The 20,120-nt window shown below is 47.0% G+C and carries 9 protein-coding genes; all 9 read left to right on the forward strand.

What is annotated here, in order from left to right:
* Positions 1 to 9 precede the first annotated feature (9 nt).
* The 9 genes from brxC to ACQE3D_RS18950 all read left to right on the forward strand — a co-directional run bounded on the left by brxC (position 10) and on the right by ACQE3D_RS18950 (position 20,120).
* Positions 10 to 3,540: a BREX system P-loop protein BrxC gene (gene brxC / locus ACQE3D_RS18910; RefSeq protein WP_427551202.1), complete on the forward strand. Its 3,531-nt coding sequence runs from the start codon at positions 10 to 12 to the stop codon at positions 3,538 to 3,540.
* The gene (pglX, locus tag ACQE3D_RS18915) at positions 3,540 to 7,076 is read left to right on the forward strand and encodes a BREX-1 system adenine-specific DNA-methyltransferase PglX (RefSeq protein ID WP_427551203.1); all 3,537 of its coding nucleotides are present in this window, start codon (positions 3,540 to 3,542) and stop codon (positions 7,074 to 7,076) included. The genes brxC and pglX overlap by 1 nt, the downstream gene beginning before the upstream one ends.
* Positions 7,077 to 7,082: 6 nt before the next feature.
* The gene (locus ACQE3D_RS18920) at positions 7,083 to 8,192 is read left to right on the forward strand and encodes a PDDEXK nuclease domain-containing protein (protein ID WP_427551204.1); all 1,110 of its coding nucleotides are present in this window, start codon (positions 7,083 to 7,085) and stop codon (positions 8,190 to 8,192) included.
* Positions 8,193 to 8,278: 86 nt separating this feature from the next.
* Positions 8,279 to 9,694 (forward strand): SIR2 family protein, encoded by a 1,416-nt coding sequence (locus ACQE3D_RS18925; protein WP_427551205.1) that lies wholly within the window; start codon positions 8,279 to 8,281, stop codon positions 9,692 to 9,694.
* Positions 9,691 to 11,790: an ATP-binding protein gene (locus ACQE3D_RS18930; protein WP_427551206.1), complete on the forward strand. Its 2,100-nt coding sequence runs from the start codon at positions 9,691 to 9,693 to the stop codon at positions 11,788 to 11,790. Before ACQE3D_RS18925 ends, ACQE3D_RS18930 begins: the two co-directional genes overlap by 4 nt.
* Positions 11,791 to 11,889: 99 nt before the next feature.
* Positions 11,890 to 14,388 carry a BREX-1 system phosphatase PglZ type A gene (pglZ, locus tag ACQE3D_RS18935; protein WP_427551209.1) on the forward strand — a complete coding sequence of 833 codons (2,499 nt, stop codon included), beginning with the start codon at positions 11,890 to 11,892 and terminating at the stop codon, positions 14,386 to 14,388.
* Positions 14,389 to 14,403: 15 nt separating this feature from the next.
* The gene (gene brxL, locus ACQE3D_RS18940) at positions 14,404 to 16,458 is read left to right on the forward strand and encodes a BREX system Lon protease-like protein BrxL (protein WP_313729497.1); all 2,055 of its coding nucleotides are present in this window, start codon (positions 14,404 to 14,406) and stop codon (positions 16,456 to 16,458) included.
* 14 nt (positions 16,459 to 16,472) lie between these two features.
* Positions 16,473 to 18,872, forward strand: a complete 2,400-nt coding sequence (locus tag ACQE3D_RS18945; protein ID WP_427551210.1) for an AAA family ATPase — start codon at positions 16,473 to 16,475, stop codon at positions 18,870 to 18,872.
* Between the two features lie 18 nt (positions 18,873 to 18,890).
* On the forward strand, positions 18,891 to 20,120 hold the full coding sequence (locus ACQE3D_RS18950) for an exonuclease SbcCD subunit D C-terminal domain-containing protein (protein WP_427551212.1): 1,230 nt from the start codon (positions 18,891 to 18,893) through the stop codon (positions 20,118 to 20,120).

The following is a 20,120-nucleotide window of genomic DNA, read 5'->3' on the forward strand; positions in this document are numbered from 1 at the left end:
GAGGGAAGCGTGACAACACTAAAACACATTTTTCAAAAGCCGGTTAACCGCCCTATCGAAGGCGTCATCAAAGCCGACGACGAAGCTAGTCTCCGCCTTGAAATCGAAGAATATGTGCTGACCAACGAAGTTGAAAAAAGGCTTGAAACGTTTTTAGATGCCTACAACAACTATGAAGGGGCAAACGGTGTTTGGGTATCCGGATTCTTTGGATCGGGTAAGTCGCATTTATTAAAAATGTTGGCACTGCTTTTGGAAAACCGACAAATTGACGGCGTTTCTGCTCTTGAATTATTCCTGCCTAAATGCGGTGAAAATGAGATTTTGCGTGGTGATCTTAAACGCGCAATTAGCATCCCTTCAAAAAGCATCCTGTTTAATATTGATCAAAAAGCCGACGTCATCAGCAAAACCCAGATCGACGCTTTATTGGCCGTGTTTGTAAAGGTTTTCGATGAAACGTGCGGTTATTACGGCAAGCAAGGCCATATCGCACAATTCGAGCGAGACCTGGATAGTCGCGGACTCTATGACCCATTCAAGTCAGCCTATCAAGCCACTACAGGAAGAACATGGCAAAGTGGAAGGGAACAAGCCTTACTTGAAGGAAAAAATATTGCTAAAGCATATGCTCAAGTCACAGGCGACGATGAATCCTCAGTCACAGGGATCTTGGACAAATACCGTACTCAATACAAAGTATCTATCGAGGACTTTGCCGATCAAGTTCATGCCTTTATCGAACGCCAAGCGCCGGATTTTCGCTTGAATTTCTTTGTTGACGAAGTAGGCCAATACATCGCCGAGAACGTCAAACTGATGACCAACCTACAAACCATCGCCGAAAGTCTGGCCACCAAATGCCGGGGCCGCGCTTGGGTCATCGTCACCGCACAAGAAGACATGGGTACTGTTGTCGGCGAAATGGGCAAGCAACAAAGCAACGACTTCTCCAAAATTCAAGCGCGATTTGCCAATCGCATGAAATTAACCAGTGCGGATGTCGCGGAAGTCATTCAAAAGCGCTTGTTAACCAAGAATGAAGACGGTGTTGGTCAACTGTCTGATATTTATCACGTGCAATCGAACAACTTCAAAACCCTGTTCGACTTTGCCGATGGCTCGGTAAGCTATCGTAACTTTCAGGATCGGGAGCATTTCATCCACAGCTATCCCTTTATTCCTTACCAATTCGCACTGTTCCAGTCGGCTATACAAAACCTGTCCTTGCATAATGCCTTTGAAGGCAAGCACAGTTCAGTGGGCGAACGATCCATGTTAGGTGTTTTCCAGCAAGTGGCCATCCAAATTGAAGAACACGAGATTGGCCAGTTGGCGACATTCGACTTGATGTTCGAAGGGATACGAACTGCGCTAAAAGCCCAAATTCAACGTGCAATCATTCTGGCAGAAGGACATCTCGACAACCCCTTTGCCATTCGACTGCTGAAGACATTGTTCCTGGTTAAATACGTTAAGGAATTCAAACCAACGCTGCGCAACCTTTGCATCCTGATGCTGGATGGTTTTAACCAGGATTTACCAGCACTGAGAAACCGGGTTGAAGAAGCTCTCAATCTCTTAGAACAGCAAACCTATGTGCAACGCAATGGCGAACTCTATGATTACCTGACTGACGAAGAAAAAGACGTCGAAGAGGAGATTAAAAACACCGAGGTTGAATCAACCGATGTTGCTGCAGAACTAGAAAAAATCATCTTCGATAACATCATCAAGAATCGCAAGATTCGCTATGACGAAAATGGCCAGGATTACTCGTTCACCCGCAAATTAGACGAACGTTTGTTTGGGCGCGAATACGAGCTATGCATTCATGTCATTAGCCCTTTCCATGAACATGCAGAAAATCAAGCCACTTTGGTTATGCATTCATACGGACGTGACGAACTGCTTCTGGTGCTGCCATCGGATGATCGTTTAGTACGCGAGCTTTTGATGTACAAACGCACCGAAAAATATATCCGTCAAAACATCTCGGTTACCCAGCAGGAGGCGATTAAGCGCATCCTCAACGACAAAGGCTTTCAGAATCAGGAACGCAATGCTGACATTCAGCAACGCGTACAACTGCTCATGGGCAAGGCCAAGTTGTTTGTAGCGGGAGCAGAAATTGAAATCGGTTCTGAAGATGCGCAAACTCGTATACTGCGTGGCTTTCATGAATTGATTGCCCGTGCCTATCCTAATTTGCGGATGCTCAGAGGCATCAACTACACCGAAAATGACATCGGCAAGTGCCTTAAATACTCGGAAGACGGGCTCTTTGGTAATGACGTCACCTCGTTGGCCGAATCAGAGCAAGAAATGCTGGCCTTTATACAGAGCAACAATCGAGGCGGGGTCCGAACCACATTAAAAAGCCTGTTGGAACGATTTGAGCGCAAACCTTACGGCTGGTACTACGCCGCCGTGCTTTGCACCCTGGCCAACCTCTGTGCCCGTGGCAAAGTCGAGGCTCGCACCGATGGCAATTTGCTCGAAGAAAATGAATTGGAACGCGCGCTTCGCAATACCCATGCGCATGGCAATCTGGTATTGGACCCTCAAGTCGAATACACCGCATCTCAGATACGGGCACTCAAAGAATTTTACGAAGATTTTTTCGATCATCCACCTCGTGCCAGCGAAGCCAAAGCCCTGGGCAGCGAAACCGCTGAAGCTTTCCAAGAGTTAACGCAACAGCTGTCTTCGCTAACGAATTTGGTTTCTCAATATCCGTTCTTGAGCGCACTCACGCCGGTACTAGATAAGCTAAAAGAACTCAACGGCAAACCTTACACCTGGTATCTGACCGAGCTTGTTCGGCAAGAAGACAGCCTGCTTGCTCTGAAAGAAGGTGTGATCGATCCCATCCGTAAGTTCATGACTGGCCCGCAAAAAGGCATCTTTGATGACGCCCGGAAATTTGTGCAAACGCAAGAGCCAAATTTTGCCTACGTGATAAGCGATGTTCCAGCTTCAATTCAATCAGTACTGAACAATCCAACCTGCTTCAAAGGTAATCGTATTCAACAAATTAAAAGCGAACTCGATGCTTTGGCTCTGGAGATCGATAAGCAAGTTGAAGAAGTCCGCACTCAGGCTATTGCAAAACTGAAAACCCTGCAACAACGCATGCATGGGCTGGAAGAATTTCAAACCTTACCCGACGTCAGAATGGCGGAATTGGACACCCCATATCAGGAGTTGATTGAACATATCAAACAGCAAAGCCTGATTGCAGTAATCAACGACCGTTTACGCTATTTTGAAGAACAGGGTTATCAAAAACTCCTGACTAAGCTCATTGAGCTAACAGCGCCCAAACCGGCTGCTGGTGGGAAGTCAACGGAAACCGCAGAAGCTGATCCTGCTGAACATATTTCAGAGCCTCAGCCAAAATACATTGCGTCACGACAGATCACCATTCCATTTGATAAACCCTGGCTGGCTGACGAGAGCGATGTTGATCGTTATCTGGAATCGATGCGCGAAGCGCTTATTTATGAAATTCGCAATGGCAAAAGGATACAAATCTAATGGAAACCGCCAAACTCAAAAAATTTGCTCAATACGCCCGCCGCAGCCTGATCGAGCAAGTATCGGCCAAGCTTAAATTAGTATTGACAGAAGAGAGCGCCGCTCGGCGGGAAAGCGTGGCGGCGGTCAAAAAGCTGGAAGAAGCAATCCAGCTCCAGGGCAAAGACCAAGTGATTGAACGGGTAGCCTACATCTGGTTCAACCGTTTCTGTGCGCTGCGCTTCATGGACGTGAACCGTTACAACCGCGTTGGCATCGTTTCGCCGGCTGACCCTGGGCAATTCCAGCCCGAGATTCTGGCCGAAGCCAAGATGGGCCATATCGATGAGGAGATGGTGCAGGACAAAATTCGGCAGCAAGTCTTTGCTCTACTGGATGGCAAAGCGCCCAGCCGCGATCCGCAAGGTGAGGCCTATCGGCTATTGGTCGTCGCTGCGTGTAACTATTGGAACAAGGCCATGCCGTTCCTTTTCGAGCGGATTGAGGACTACACCGAACTGTTAATGCCCGACGATCTGCTGTCAGGCAACTCTATCCTGGCCTATACCCGCGAGGCGATGACGCCGGAGACTTGCGAGGATGTCGAAGTTATCGGTTGGCTTTACCAGTTCTACATCTCCGAGAAGAAGGACGAGGTGTTCGAAGGCCTGAAGAAAAACAAAAAAATCACGCCCGAAAACATCCCTGCCGCCACTCAGCTGTTTACCCCGCACTGGATCGTGCGTTACTTGGTGGAAAACTCGCTCGGTCGTTTGTGGCTGCTCAATCGCCCTGGCTCGAAACTGGCCGAGCAAATGGACTATTACATCAAACCTGAGCAGGCGGAGACGGACTTCCTGCGCATCAGCAAACCGGAAGAGATCAAAATTTGTGATCCGGCTTGCGGTTCCGGCCACATGCTCACCTATGCCTTTGACTTGCTTTACGCCATCTACGAAGAGGAAGGTTACGAGCCTGCCGAGATACCGGAGAAGATTCTCACTCACAACCTATACGGTATCGAGATTGATGAACGTGCCGGCGAACTGGCCGCCTTCGCGCTAACCATGAAGGCCCGCGCCAAGCATCGCCGATTTTTCAACAAAGAGGTCAAACCGAATATCTGCGTACTTCAGAACATCGACAGTATCACGCAGGAACCCGAGTGGCCAAAGGCTTTGGAAGCAATGCAAAACAGCGGTGTTGATAGAAGCAGCTTGATTCAAAACACCACCCTATTTGCTGAGGCAAACAATTTCGGCTCTCTACTTCGACCAACCCTGACCACCGACCAGGCTCAAAAAGCAATCGCTGCGCTGACGGCCTACGATAAATCAGTGAAAACCCCAATGATCGGACATCGGGAGCTTATCGATCAATGTAAAACAGCTTTGCTACAAGTTGATTATCTGAGCCAGAAATACCATGTAGTGATTGCTAATCCGCCATATATGGGTGGCAAAGGCATGAATGGACGAATGGCGGTATGGCTTAAAGATAACTATACGGACGTGAAATCTGATTTATTTTCTGCATTCATGGTCCGCAACACAGAACTGGCTTTGCCAAAAGGACAGCTCGGATTTATGTCACCATTCGTGTGGATGTTTATTTCGTCCTACGAGAAGCTTCGTAGCTTCTTGATCAGCCAGAAAACCATCACGTCGTTGGTTCAGCTTGAGTATTCGGGATTTGATGGGGCGACAGTACCTATTTGTACATTCACGGTTGAGAATGCTCACCACCCTAAATACAGAGGTGGATATGTTCGGCTTTCTAATTTCCGAGGCTCCGAAAACCAAGGGCCACAAACACTTAAAGCGATTCAAAATCCCAATTGCGGCTGGTTCTATCGCGCTTCTGCTTCTGATTTTAAGAAGATTCCGGGTAGCCCAATTGCATATTGGGTATCTAAAGGGCTGATTGCTGCCTTCGAAAATGGAACCCCACTTAAAACGGTTGCAATTCCTAGGCAGGGTCTGGCAACAATGGATAATGCTAGATTCACCCGACTATGGCATGAGGTATCGATGGCAAATGCTTCGATATTTTCTAATAGTGAAAGTTGTAAATGGTTTCCTTACAACAAAGCTGGGGACTTTAGAAAATGGTACGGTAATCAGGAGACCTTTGTTAACTGGTCAAACAATGGCAATGAAATAAAACAATTGTCAATTAGTCGATACGGAAGTGCTTCAAAGCGCGTTGTCAATGAAGATTCATATTTTTTGGCTAGCGTTACTTGGGGGAAAATTAGTAGCAGTAAACCGTCATTTCGATTTCAACCTAAAGGGGCAATTTTTGACGTAGCTGGAATGTCCCTTTTCCCTAGTAAAGATAAGTTTCAAATATTATTAACCCTCCTAAACTCGAAGTTGGCTTTACGAGTGCTTGAGTTACTATCTCCAACTTTGAATTTTGAAGCCGGACAGATTGGTTCGATACCTGTTATCAATCCCACACATAATCTTACAAATATTTACGATAAGTGCATTGCAATCGAAAAGGCCGACTGGAACTTATATGAATCCTCTTGGGACTTCACTATTTTCCCTCTGGTGGATCCAGGTCACCACCAGCCAGCCATGAAGGCCACTTACCAGAAACTCCGCGCCCATTGGCGGGAGATGACACTGGAGATGCAGCGGCTAGAGGAAGAGAACAATCGCATCTTCATCGAAGCCTATGGCCTGCAGGATGAACTGACGCCAGAGGTGCCGCTCAACGAAATCACCCTGACCTGCAACCCCCACTACCGCTACGGCGGCGACAAAACCGAGGAAGAGCTGGAAGCACTACTGCTGGCCGACACGATGCGCGAACTGGTCTCTTATGCCGTGGGCTGCATGTTTGGTCGTTATGCGCTGGACAAGCCGGGGTTGATCCTGGCCAATCAGGGCGAAACCCTATCGGATTACCTGAGACAGATTCCAGAACCCAGCTTCCCGGCCGATGACGACAACGTCATCCCTATGCTTGATGGCGACTGGTTCACCGACGACATTACAGAGCGTTTCCGCCAATTTTTGCGCGTAGCCTTTGGCGAGGCACACTACGAGGAGAACTTGAAGTTCATCGAGCAGGCACTTAACGTCAAAGGCAAGCGTGAATACAGCATCCGTGACTATTTCCTGGGCGAGTTCTACACTGATCACGTCAAGCGCTACAAAAAACGACCCATCTACTGGCTGTTTTCGAGTCCTAAAGGCAGCTTCAACGCACTGATCTACATGCATCGTTATCGCCCGGATACGGTCAGCGTGGTGCTCAACGACTACCTGCGCGAATTTCGCACCAAACTCACTGCCCATAAAAACCATCTGGAAGCGGTCAGCATTAGCGCCAGTGCCGCCCAAGGCGAGAAAACCAAGGCCCTGAAAGAAATCGAAAAGATCAACAAAATGATCGTGGAGTTGGAAGAGTACGAGCGCGAAGTGCTTTACCCGCTGGCCACCCAGCAAATCGACATCGATCTGGATGATGGCGTTAAAGCCAACTACCCCAAATTCGGCGCGGCATTGAAGAAGATTCCGGGGCTGGATGCACAAGATGAGTAAGCAGTTATGACGGCTTCCGCCTTGTTCGCCGATGCCGATTATCAAGCATGGCTAAAGCAAATCAAGCAGCGGATCAGCGTCGTTCGGGTCGGTATCGCTTTGGCAGCGAACCGGGAATTGATCCGCTTCTATTGGGATTTAGGGGGAATGATTGCCGCCAAACAAGCGGAGAGTCAATGGGGTGATAAAGTCGTCCCGCAGCTTTCGCATGATTTACAACGGGCCTTTCCTGATCTCAAGGGGTTGTCGGCCTCCAATCTGAAATATTGCCTGCGCTTCTTCCTTTTCTACGGTGGTGCAGCTAATGAGGTCGTATCTGCGCCTGACGATAGATTGCCTTCATTTGGTCAACAGCCTGTTGACCAAATTCCATGGGGTCACAATATCCTGATTTTTACCAAGTGCGGTAGCGTGGAGGAAGCCGGATTTTACATTAGACAAACGCTGGAACAAGGTTGGAGCCGAGATGTGTTGGCATTGCAACTCAAGTCAAATCTGTTCGCACGTAGCGGCAAAGCTATCACCAATTTCTCCCGCACCTTGCCATCACCCCAGTCTGATTTGGCGCAGCAAACCCTGAAGGATCCGTATACCTTCGACTTTATGGGGATGACCGAGCCCTTCAACGAGCGCGATGTGGAACGCCAACTGACCCAACACATCACCCAATTTCTATTGGAGCTGGGCAAGGGTTTTGCGTTCATCGGCAGACAGTACCACCTGGAAGTAGCGGGCAATGACTATTACATTGATCTGTTGTTCTACCACGTTACCCTGAAATGCTATGTCGTGGTGGAATTGAAAAACCGCCGTTTCATTCCTGAGTATGCCGGCAAGCTGAATTTTTACCTGTCGGCTGTGGATAGTCTGCTCAAGCGCGATGATGACCAACCCACCATCGGTTTATTGCTATGCCGTGACAAGAATAATATCGAAGTCGAATTTGCCCTGCGCGACATGAACAAACCTATGGGCGTGAGTGAATACACCTTGGTGGAAACGCTGCCGGACAATCTCAAAGGGGCACTGCCCACGATTGAAGAAATCGAAAATGATTTGCAGCAATTGCAACAGGTCGGTGTGAATGGGGACTTGAAAAATGATGAGAATGACTGAAGTGTCACTGCCAGATAAACCGAAATGCCGTTTGCAAAAGGCTCATGGCTTGGGGCTGATTAATGAACTATCGAATGGAAATTGATATGACCGAACTAACAACGGAATCGACTTTTGATCCGACAAAACCTCTAATCAACTTTATAAAAACACGCGACGACGCCGAAATTGTCGCATTTGAAATCTCGGAAAATAAAAAATTCAAGTTATCTCAAGACACTAAATGTTCATGGATAAATGAAGAACAGGAGTTTACAGAACGCGAGCTACGCCCACGGATTGAGCCCTGGCTAACATCACTGTTTCAATCAGAGCATCTCTCACTATTTGCGGGGTCTGGGTTGACACACGCTGTGCATTATTTAGCTGCCGGTACGGGCGCGGCAGGCATGGGTACGACAACATTCAGTGAACTTGCGAGTGAAATTAGCGCTGCGTCTAAATCTTCAGCAGCCTGCACCAATCGCGCAGAAGGAAATATTGAAGACCAAATTCGGGTGGCGAACGAGTTATTGCGCGGCTTAGAGATATTGAAGGATCCCCGCGCAGACAAACTACGTAAGGATATAAGTGATGTTCTTGAAGTTTTTTCGCAGTCAATACTAACGAGTGAATCGGGCATTGCTACGGCAGCGGAAGATACTCGTGAAAAAGCCTTTAACACCCTCATCAACTTCTTGATGAGCTTTGCCAGTCGCACCGGGACACGCGATCGCCTAAATATTTTTACCACCAATTATGATCGATTGATTGAAGCGGGAGCCGAATTGGCAGGTTTGCATCTGTTAGATAGATTTTTAGGCAACCTAATGCCGATATTCCGGTCATCTCGGCTGGATCTGGACATGCATTACAATCCGCCAGGTATTCGGGGTGAACCTCGCTATCTTGAAGGTGTCGCGCGGTTTACTAAATTGCATGGTTCAGTTGATTGGGTGCAAATTGATAGAGATATTCGCCGCGTCGGACTACCTTTTGGCGCCGAAAGCGTTGACCCGTATTTGAAAGCACCTGTGTTAAAAGATGCAACTGCGCATCAACTGATGATCTATCCCAATTCTGCTAAGGACAGAGAAACAGCCGCCTACCCATATGTTGAGCTTTTTAGGGATTTTGCAGCTGCCACCTGCCGCCCAAATAGCACATTGGTAACTTATGGTTACAGCTTTGGTGACGAGCACATCAACCGTATCATCGAAGACATGCTCACCATCCCATCGACCCATCTGGTCATTATTTCTTATGACGATCCGCTTGAACGCATCATCAAAACCTACGAGAAAATTGGTCGTCCTTCGCAGGTTACTTTGTTGGTCGGTAATCATTTGGGTGATTTGAAAACATTAACCGAACACTACTTACCTAAATCCGCAATTGATAAAGCCACCTTCCGCATGAGTGAGCTTCTCAAACAGCGTTTTGGCACGCAAAACACGGAGACACCAGTAACTAATCCTGCTCCGAGCACAAAGGTTGATGAAACTTTGGATGACTTAATATGAGTTATTCACCACTTGCCTACGCAGACTCTCTGAGAATAGGCAGCATTGATTTTGTATCGCCTGACGAAATAAAAGTGCTGCTCGATATTGAGGCTCCAGATTCAGTGGCTTTGAACACAGGCACACCGCGCCCGTTTCCACGGATTAATGGTTACATTCTCATCCCCAGTGATAATGGTTATTTGGTAGGCCAAGTCGAGTGGATTACGGTCGAACGCTCCCAGTATCCGAAGCGCAAGGGCATGCAAGACTTCGGTCTGGTAGATTTACCCTATCCGTTAAGAAAAATGAGCCTGAATCCACTGGGCACCTTGCAGTACGACGGCAAAGATCAAGATGGTGATGAGCGTTATACGTTTAAACGCGGGGTGGAGTCTTTTCCATCGGTTGGCGATGCAGTGTTATTGCCAACACAAAAGCAGCTGCGTTCCATTGTTGAATCAGGCGAAAACCGCCGGGTAAAGATAGGTAACAGTCCGCTTGCCGCAAATGCCGAAGTAAAGATTGATCCTGATCGTTTGTTTGGGCGACATCTGGCAGTGTTAGGCAATACTGGCAGTGGTAAGTCTTGCTCCGTGGCTGGGTTAATCCGTTGGTCACTGGAAGCCGCTAAGAAAGAATGTGAGCAGGGAAAAGAGCCCAATGCTCGTTTTATCGTGCTTGATCCAAATGGGGAATACGCTAACACATTCCGAGACCTAAGTAAGGTGCGGGTATTCGCGGTAGAACCTAACGAAGCTATTGAGCAACTTCAGGTGCCGCTATGGTTTTGGAATAGTGCAGAATGGAGCGCGTTTACGCAAGCCAGTGCAAAAACGCAGCGGCCAACGTTGATTCAAGCGCTTCGTTCGGTAAGGGATGGATCAGTGGAGGCATCGGTCACGCCGAGTCACGAGATGCGTCGCTTTCTGCGCACCTTAGTGAGCGTGATTCAAATTGAGAGAAATGCGGGCAGACCTTGGGCTAGCTTCCCTCATCCTAAAAACTTTTTTGAGAAGATTTTGCGGTGGCAAGAGGGGCTAGAGTCTGATGCGACCTTCAGCAACGAAGAAATGACTTCGCTAGAAGCGCTCAGTGAAAAAATATCAGCTTTTCGAGCTGCTCGTGGCGGACAATGGCCAACCTATGATTTCACAAAACTAGAAATTGACGAGTTCCTTACCCTTGCTCAAACGGCACATGTGGCTTTTGGTGGCGGCGACACTGACTTTCTTCCGATAGACGCAGATGTGCCACGAGAATTTACAGGTGATCAATTGCTGCTTAGTGTGGAAGCAAATGCCGAACTACTTAATGTCTCAGAATATGTAGATACCATGCTAATGCGTATTCGAACGATACTTTCGGATAGCCGCATGAAGAGTGTTACTGGTGACACAAAAGATGTAACACTGGACGGTTGGTTGGCAGAATATATTGGTGATAACCAAGCATCTAACGGTACGGTTACTGTTATCGATCTATCTCTGGTACCTGCCGAAGCGGTCCACCTCATCACTGCAGTTATTGCACGGATGACACTGGAGGCCTTGCAACGATACCGCAAGCTGAACCATGGCAAAACTTTGCCCACTGTTCTAGTAATGGAAGAAGCTCATACTTTCATTAAACGTTATCGAGACGATAGCGACAATCACGATACTGCATCCATATGCTGTCAGGTGTTTGAGAAAATCGCCCGCGAAGGTCGTAAGTTTGGTTTGGGTTTAGTGTTGTCCTCCCAGCGGCCTTCGGAGCTATCTCCTACGGTTCTGTCCCAATGCAACAGTTTTTTATTGCACCGTATTAGCAACGACCGCGATCAGGAGTTGGTACACAAATTGGTGCCTGACAACCTGCACGGCTTGTTACGCGATTTGCCTTCGCTACCCTCACGCAATGCCATTCTGTTGGGCTGGGCATCCGAGTTACCGATATTGGTGCAAATGAATGCGCTACCGGAGAATCAACGCCCCAAATCGGATGATCCAGACTTTTGGGATGTTTGGTCAAACCAATCTCCTCGTGAAGTGCAATGGAAGACTATAACCGATGATTGGCAGCAGATTGCTCTCCAGCAGGAAACAGATGAATCTGGGGAGAAAAAGGGTGAGTAACAAATCTATAAAAGCGATCAATAAGAGAGTGCGACATCCCTTGAAAACTTTAGCTACGTATTGCTTTATGTATCCCATCGTAGTTAAGGAAATTATTTTATGAGTGATCGAATAGCTCAGGCCCTCGCAAAACTCTTCAACCGGCACCGAATCGTATTTTGGTACGACGCCAAACAGGAACTACGCGACGCTTTCGATACGTTGTCGCTGCCTGGCATCCAAAAGCTGGAACTTACCAATAACGAGTTCGGCATCAAATATCGAATTTTGCGCGAGAAACCCGAGCAAAAGTTCTTGCTTTATCGCGATGGCCCTCAGCCCGACGAGTTAGATAACTGGTTGTTGGATGTGCAATTGGCACATGGTGAATTTCGGACTGACCAGGTGGCAATTTGGTTGTCCGAGCTGGAATTAGGCTTGGAATTCGCTGATGTGGTGCAAAACCATGCTGAATTTTTCCAAGCAGTCAAACGTAAGGACGCTCTCAAAAAAATGCTGCGTGGCGACGACACGCCCGGACAAATTCGTTTAAAAATGCTGGCGGTTTGCGCAGGCAGTGAGCCTCGCATGGATTCCGTTGTAGAAAACTTGCTGCAGGAATTAGCCGAGGGCCGTGACGATAAAATCAAGTTGATTGGCCGATGCACATTGGATGGCTTTCTTTGGGAACAATTGACCCGGTGTTATGGCTACCCATCCGACGAACCCAGCATCCGTGACTTTGCGATTGAATTGTTCAAGTCATGCTATGCCATGGGCACTGACGGCCAAGTCAAACTGACTGGCGATGCCTTGGTGTTTCTGAAACGTTGGAAAGACAGTCGTGAGTTTGAAAGCTGTTTCGAAACGCTATCCGCCGAATGCGCTGATGTACTCAATATTGAGCAAGACCTAGCCAAACGCGATCTTCCCGAGTTGATAGAACTCGATTATTTTCGTCTGATTGACCAAAAGATCATCAGCGATTTGGTACGGGCGGTGGCTTCACGGACGCTGTCCAGTGGCGATGTGGCTCTTTGGGTTCGCCAACGTCGGCAAGGTCATTGGTATCGGGAGTTCCGGCACCTTTATGAGGCTATCGATTTCGCCGCCCAGTTTTTACAAGTTTTGGGAGAGGTCAATCTTGAAGTGGACAGTTTAGCGAGCGGTGTCGAGCGCTATTGTCGCGCATGGTATCGGCTTGATCAGCTTTATCGCAAATTCACCGTCCATGTAAGAATGTCGGGGCAAGCTTCCCTGATGGAGACGCTGACCGAGCAAATTGAAAATCTGTATTCGAATAACTATTTACTTAAGCTGGGCGATAGTTTTCAAACCGTGGTTGATTCCGCAATCAAATGGGAAGCATCTCCAGTACGAAGACAACGTGAGTTCTTCGAGCATTGGGTGCGACCGTTCCTGCGCAAGGACAATAAGGTCTGTGTGATCATCTCCGATGCCATGCGCTATGAGATTGGCGAAGAATTGCTTAGCCTCATTCGCCAGGAAGATCGATATAGTGCCGAGATCGAGCCGGCGCTTTCCATGCTGCCTAGTTATACGCAACTGGGCATGGCCGCTTTGTTACCCAATAAGGAATTAGCGATTGCCGACAACGAAACCGGTACGGTGTTGGTAGATGGGCAAAGTTCGCAGGGTACGGCAAACCGGACAAAAATTCTGCAGATGGCCTTGAACGGTAGTGGGCAAGCCATTGCGGCTGAAGATTTTATGGCCATGAACCGCGACGATAGCCGGGAACTGTTGAAAGCCAATCAAGTGCTGTATATCTACCATAACCGGATTGATCATACGGGTGACAAGATGCACTCGGAAGGCCAAGCCTTCGAAGCGGCAGAACACACATTGGATGATCTTTTAAAGCTGGTTAAAAAGCTGACAGCCGCCAATGCCAATAACTTGTTGATCACTGCAGATCACGGTTTCATTTATCAACACCGTGAAATTGCTGAGAGTGATTTCTTGAGTGGTGAGCCGGAAGGTGAAGTCATCTTGTATCGTGATAGGCGCTTTATCCTCGGCAAAAAATTAAAGCTTTCGCCAGGGTTGCATACCTTTAAAGCTGACCAGCTTGGATTATGCGGGGATGTCGAAGTGCAAATCCCGAAATCGATTAATCGTCTGAGACTGAAAGGATCCGGTAGTCGTTTTGTGCATGGCGGTGCGTCGCTGCAGGAGGTGGTGATCCCGGTCATTAAGATCAACAAAAAACGCCAGAGCGACGTGACCGCTGTTGAGGTCGATATTTTGCGTGGTGCGAGCTCGGTGATCACCTCTGGACAATTAGCTGTCACGCTCTATCAGGCAGGTCCAGTAACCGACAAAATTCAACCCAGGGTATTGCGTGCAGGGATTTATTCCGAAACCGGAGAATTGATCTCGGACAGCCATGATCTCGTGTTCGATTTGACATCGGAAAACCCGCGGGAGCGGGAGTTACAACTGCGTTTCGTGCTCAGCCGCAAAGCGGATGAAGCGAATGGCCAAGAAGTCATTCTCAGACTGGAGGAAAAGCACGCTGGTACTTCCCACTACAAGGAATACAAGTCGCTCCGATATATGATGCGACGCTCATTTACCAGCGATTTTGATTTTTAAAGGGACGAATACCCGATGAACGAATTGGATCAGAAAATCAATACCCATTTTCCTGGACTTGTTGTCCGAAAGGATCTCGTCAAAACGGTTAAGGGCAATGCCATTGTTCCCTCTTATGTTTTGGAATATTTACTTGGGCAATATTGCGCTACCAGTGATGACGCTACCATTCAAACCGGCATCGAAACGGTCAAAGAGATTTTGCGCAAGCATTATGTGCATCGCAATGAGGCCGGTTTGGTACGTTCGAATATCAAGGAAAAAGGGCGCTACAAAGTTATCGATAAAATCAGCGCGGCATTAAATGATAAAGCCGATGTGTATGAAGCGGAATTCTCTAATCTAGGTCTCAAGCAAGTATTAATTGATTCGCGAACAGTTAAGGCCCATCCAAAGTTACTGGTCAGCGGTATATGGTGCATTGCCGACCTAGAGTACGAATTCACTGAAGACAAAAACGCCAGCCCTTGGATTTTGTCGACCTTAAAACCCATCCAGCTATCTCATTTGGATTTTGATAGTTACGTTGAAGCACGCAAGCAATTCACAACGGAAGAGTGGATCGATCTATTGGTTCAAAGCGTAGGATTTAATCCGGAAATGTTCGGCAAACGCAGTAAGCTGACCCAACTGATCCGTTTGATTCCCTTCTGCGAACGTAATTACAACTTGATTGAACTTGGCCCTAAGGGTACCGGTAAATCCCACATCTACTCGGAGTTTTCACCTCACGGAATTCTGATATCGGGAGGGGAAGTTACAGTTCCAAAGCTGTTCGTGAACAACTCCTCTGGCAAAATCGGGCTGGTTGGTTACTGGGACTGTGTCGCCTTTGACGAATTTGCCGGCAAGCAAAAGCGAGTGGACAAGGCCCTGGTTGATATCATGAAAAATTACATGGCCAACAAGTCGTTTTCACGGGGTGTCGAAACACTCGGTGCTGAGGCCTCTATGGTGTTTGTAGGCAATACTCAGCATACCGTTCCCTACATGCTTAAACATTCGGATTTGTTCGACGAACTGCCAGATAAGTTTTACGACTCCGCTTTCCTGGATCGCATCCATTTTTATATACCCGGCTGGGAAGTCGATATTATCCGTGGCGAGATGTTTTCCAACGGTTATGGATTTGTAGTGGACTATCTGGCTGAAATCCTTCGTTCTTTGCGAAATCACGATTATTCAGATCGTTACCAACAGCACTTTACGCTGTCATCGGATATATCGACGAGGGATCGTGACGGTATCAATAAAACGTTCTCAGGCCTGATGAAGATACTGTTCCCGCATGGAGGTGCCTCTAAGGAAGAAATTGAGGATCTACTGCGATTCGCTATCGAAGGAAGAAAACGCGTCAAAGACCAACTAATGCGGATCGATTCCACCTACGGCAACGTTTGCTTTTCATATTTAGATTCAAGCGGAGAATCCCATCTAGTCACAACCCTTGAAGAGCGGGAATATCCTCACTACTACCATAAAACCGTCACTGATGGCGAAAACGCCAAAACTCCTGAATTTGGATTAGACGAGGTCTCAACGGCTTCAAAAGAATCCACAGCCCCCAAAGAAATTGAACTAAAGGAAAAGCATCTCACTTTTCAGGAAAATCAAAAAGGCATCTCATTCGATACGCTTCTGGGACCTTATCTGAAAGGGGCAACCAAAATTACAGTTACCGACCCATACATCCGATTGTATTACCAAATCAGAAATTTCATGGAATTCCTGGAAACTGTGGTTAAACATAAAGCGCAGGAAGACGAAGTGGCTGTCCATCTGGTCACTACGGAAGACGAATTTAAGAGCGAGCAACAGCAGGACAATTTCGAAAAAATGAAAGAATCCGCTAGCGCTATCGGCATCAACTTCACATGGGAGTTCGATGCTTCCGGCACAATCCATGCCCGCCACATCATTACCGACCATGGCTGGAAGATCTCCTTAGATCGGGGCCTAGATATATTTCAGCACTACGACATGAACGACGCATTTGCCTTTGCTAATCGGCTGCAGCAGTTTAGGCCGTGTAAGGCGTTTGAGGTGACCATTATTAAAAATAGTCAATAAATGGAGGTAGTTTAATGAGCGAAGGAATAAAGAAAATTGATTTCATAAAAAATATGGCAGTCTTTCATGACTTTCGTTGGACGTCATCCGTAAGAGATGACGGCAATAACGTTGCCGAATTTAAGAAGATCAATATTCTATATGGGCGCAACTATTCCGGTAAAACAACGCTATCACGGATTTTTAGAGCTCTCGAAACCGGTTCGATCTCAAACAAATATAGCGCACCTGAATTTCAGCTGTCTTTTGACAGCGGCAGCAATGCCACGCAAAACGCATTGAATAGCCATGGTCAAGTGGTTAGGGTTTTCAATGAAGACTTTGTCAGAGACAACCTACGCTTCATCGTTGATGACGAGCAGACCATCAACTCGTTCGCTATCTTGGGGGAAGACAATACAAAGCTTGAGGAAGAAATCGAAAAGCATGAAGCCGAACTTGGTAACGAAGAGGATAAGTCAGGACTGCTGGGGGAACTTCTCGGTGCTGAGGAAAAATTCATCGAAGCCAGAAAAGCCCATGGCGATAAGTCGTCAGAATTGGAAGGAAAGTTACGTGACAAAGCCAATAAGGCAGGCATCGGAATTAAGCACAATAAATCGTTTGGAGATGCCAACTACAATGTGCCCAAGATAAAAACAGACATCACGACTGTTACCAAAGGTACCTATTCCCCGCTTACTGATGAGCAGGTAGGCAAGTTTCATGACCTCCTTAGAGAAGAACCTAAACCGGAGATCCCGGAATCGTCATCATTTAATCTTCAATACTCTGCTACCACATCAAAGGCTAAAGAGCTAATTGAAAAAAAGATTCAGGCGTCTGACCCAATTCAGGAATTGCTAAACGATGCGGCGTTGGCGACGTGGGTGAGGACTGGTCGGGGACATCATCAAGAGAAAAGAGATAAGTGTGCATTTTGTGGTAGCGACCTTCCTTCAGATTTATGGGAGAAGCTGGACAAACATTTCAATCAGGAGTCTGAAGAGCTTCGGCAAGCACTCGATAACCTGCTTGGATCGATTGAACGTGAGCGGTCACGAGTTCCCAATCTACTGAAAATCAAGAATTCGGATTTCTATTCTAATTTCACCTCTAACTTGGATTTGCTGGCAGAACAGTTATCAGTCCAATCAACTTCTTACTGTGCAAGTCTGGATTCCATAAAAGAACAGGTCCAAAAACGAAAAGACGATATTTTTACACCTCTCGAATTTGATCCGCCTGAGTCTGTTGAAGATGCTTTGAATGCGGTTAGGGATTCGTATGAGCAACTCAGAAACGAATCAAACCAGTTCACTACTTCGCTTAGCGCCGACCAATCGGAAGCTCGCGCTGCTCTCCGCCTCCATGAAGTTCATACATTCATTAACATCATAAATTATGACAATGAATGCACAGCTATTGAAGCGTTGAATGAGGCAAAGGGCAAAGCAGAGGAAGCTAAAAACACTGCAAAGGAAAAGGTGAGAACAAAACGAGCTGAGATTGGGGAACTGAAGGCCCAGTTGAAGGATGAAAGCAAGGGGGCTGACCGGGTAAACGACTATTTGAATAATTTCTTTGGTCACCAGTCACTTTCGCTCAAAGCTATTGAAGGAACTTCCGGGGATGCGTCGTCGGGATACCGGTTTGAAGTAACTCGGAACAGTCAAAAAGCATTCCATCTTAGTGAAGGTGAATGTAGCCTGATAGCCTTCTGTTACTTCATGGCAAAGCTAGAGGATATTGAGACTAAAGGTCATAAACCGATTATCTGGATTGATGATCCCATTTCCAGTCTGGATTCAAACCATATCTTTTTTGTCTATAGCCTCATCAATGCTGCAATTGTGAAGCCGAAAAATTTTTTGCAGTTGTTTATTTCCACACATAACCTCGATTTCTTAAAATACCTCAAGAGAATATCTAATGACTATACAGGCAAAGGCGATAAGCGAAAAAAGATAAGGGAGTTTTTTATGTTGGAGCGTTCAGGTGACATAAGTCAAATATCTCTAATGCCTGGATACTTGAAAAACTATGTTACTGAATTCAATTATTTATTTCATCAGATTTATAAATGCGCAACAGCTCAATTTATTGATGATGATAATTACCAAGATTTTTATAATTTTGGGAATAATGCCAGAAAGTTTTTGGAGATATACCTTTATTACAGATATCCAAATGGCGTTGATGGTGACGACAAACTATTAAAGTTTTTTGGTGATGATAGTATTCCGACAATATTTACAGAACGTGTTAATAATGAATACTCACATTTGTGTGGAGGATTTGAGCGTGGTGCTTCTCCAATAGAAGTCCCAGAAATGAAAACTGTTGCACAGCAGATTATTTCAAAACTTAAGATAGATACCGATCAGTATTTAGCTTTTCTCCAAAGTATTGGAGTACAAGATGACGGCTTTTGATATTAACTAGGGTGTTCAATGAAAATCCTTCACACATCCGACTGGCACATTGGCCGGACCCTTTATGGCAGAAAACGTTATGAAGAGTTTGAGGTTTTTCTGACCTGGCTGGCTGAGACGATTCAACAAAATGAAATCGACGCCCTGCTGGTGGCGGGTGATGTTTTTGACACCAGCGCGCCAAGCAATCGTGCTCAGGAGCTCTACTACCGATTTCTGTGCAGGATAGCCGCTTCATCCTGTCGGCATGTCGTTGTGATTGCGGGCAACCACGATTCACCGTCATTTCTCAATGCCCCCAAGGAGCTGCTCAAGGCTCTCGATGTTCATGTGGTCGGCAGCGCTACTTCCGATCCACAAGACGAAGTGCTTGTGCTTAGGAATAATCAGGATACGCCGGAATTGATTGTCTGTGCCGTACCCTACCTCCGCGACAGAGATATCCGCGTGGCGGAAGCTGGTGAGAGCGTTGAAGACAAGGAGCGAAAGCTGATTGATGGTATCCGTAATCATTACGAAGCCGTTGCCGCCCTAGCCGAAAAAAAGCGCGACGAGCTTGGTGCCAATATTCCCATCGTTGGTATGGGGCATCTGTTTACCGCAGGTGGAAAAACTGTCGATGGTGATGGCGTGCGTGAACTTTATGTTGGTTCTTTGGCGCATGTAACTGTTGGAATTTTTCCACCGTCGTTTAACTACACCGCATTAGGGCACCTACATGTGCCGCAAAAAGTTGACGGCTCCGAATTCATACGCTATAGCGGCTCCCCCTTGCCAATGGGGTTCGGAGAAGCCACTCAACAGAAAAGTATTTGTCAGGTGGAGTTCCACAGCACGGATACATCTGTTCATCTACTAGATGTGCCAGTGTTTCAAAAGTTGGAGCGAATCAAAGGAGATTGGAAAGGCGTTTCAAATCGCATCCATGAACTTTCGGCGACTAGCTCCCAAGGCTGGCTCGAAGTCATCTACGACGGCACTGAGGTTATTGGCGACTTGCGTGAACGCCTGGAGGTCGCTATTTCCGGCACCCAAATGGAAATCCTCCGAATTAAGAACAGCCGTGTCATCGACCGGGTGCTGGGACAAATCCATGAAGAGGAAACACTCGAAGATTTGAACGTGAACGACGTGTTCGAACGATGCCTCGCCGTTCATGAGGTGCCTGAAGACCAGCGTCCGGAGCTGCTTCGAGCATATCAGGAAACGGTCTCGTCTCTCTATGAAGACGACGTGCAGGCGGAATAG

Source organism: Methylomonas sp. MS20 (genome assembly GCF_050275925.1).
GTDB lineage: Bacteria > Pseudomonadota > Gammaproteobacteria > Methylococcales > Methylomonadaceae > Methylomonas > Methylomonas koyamae_A.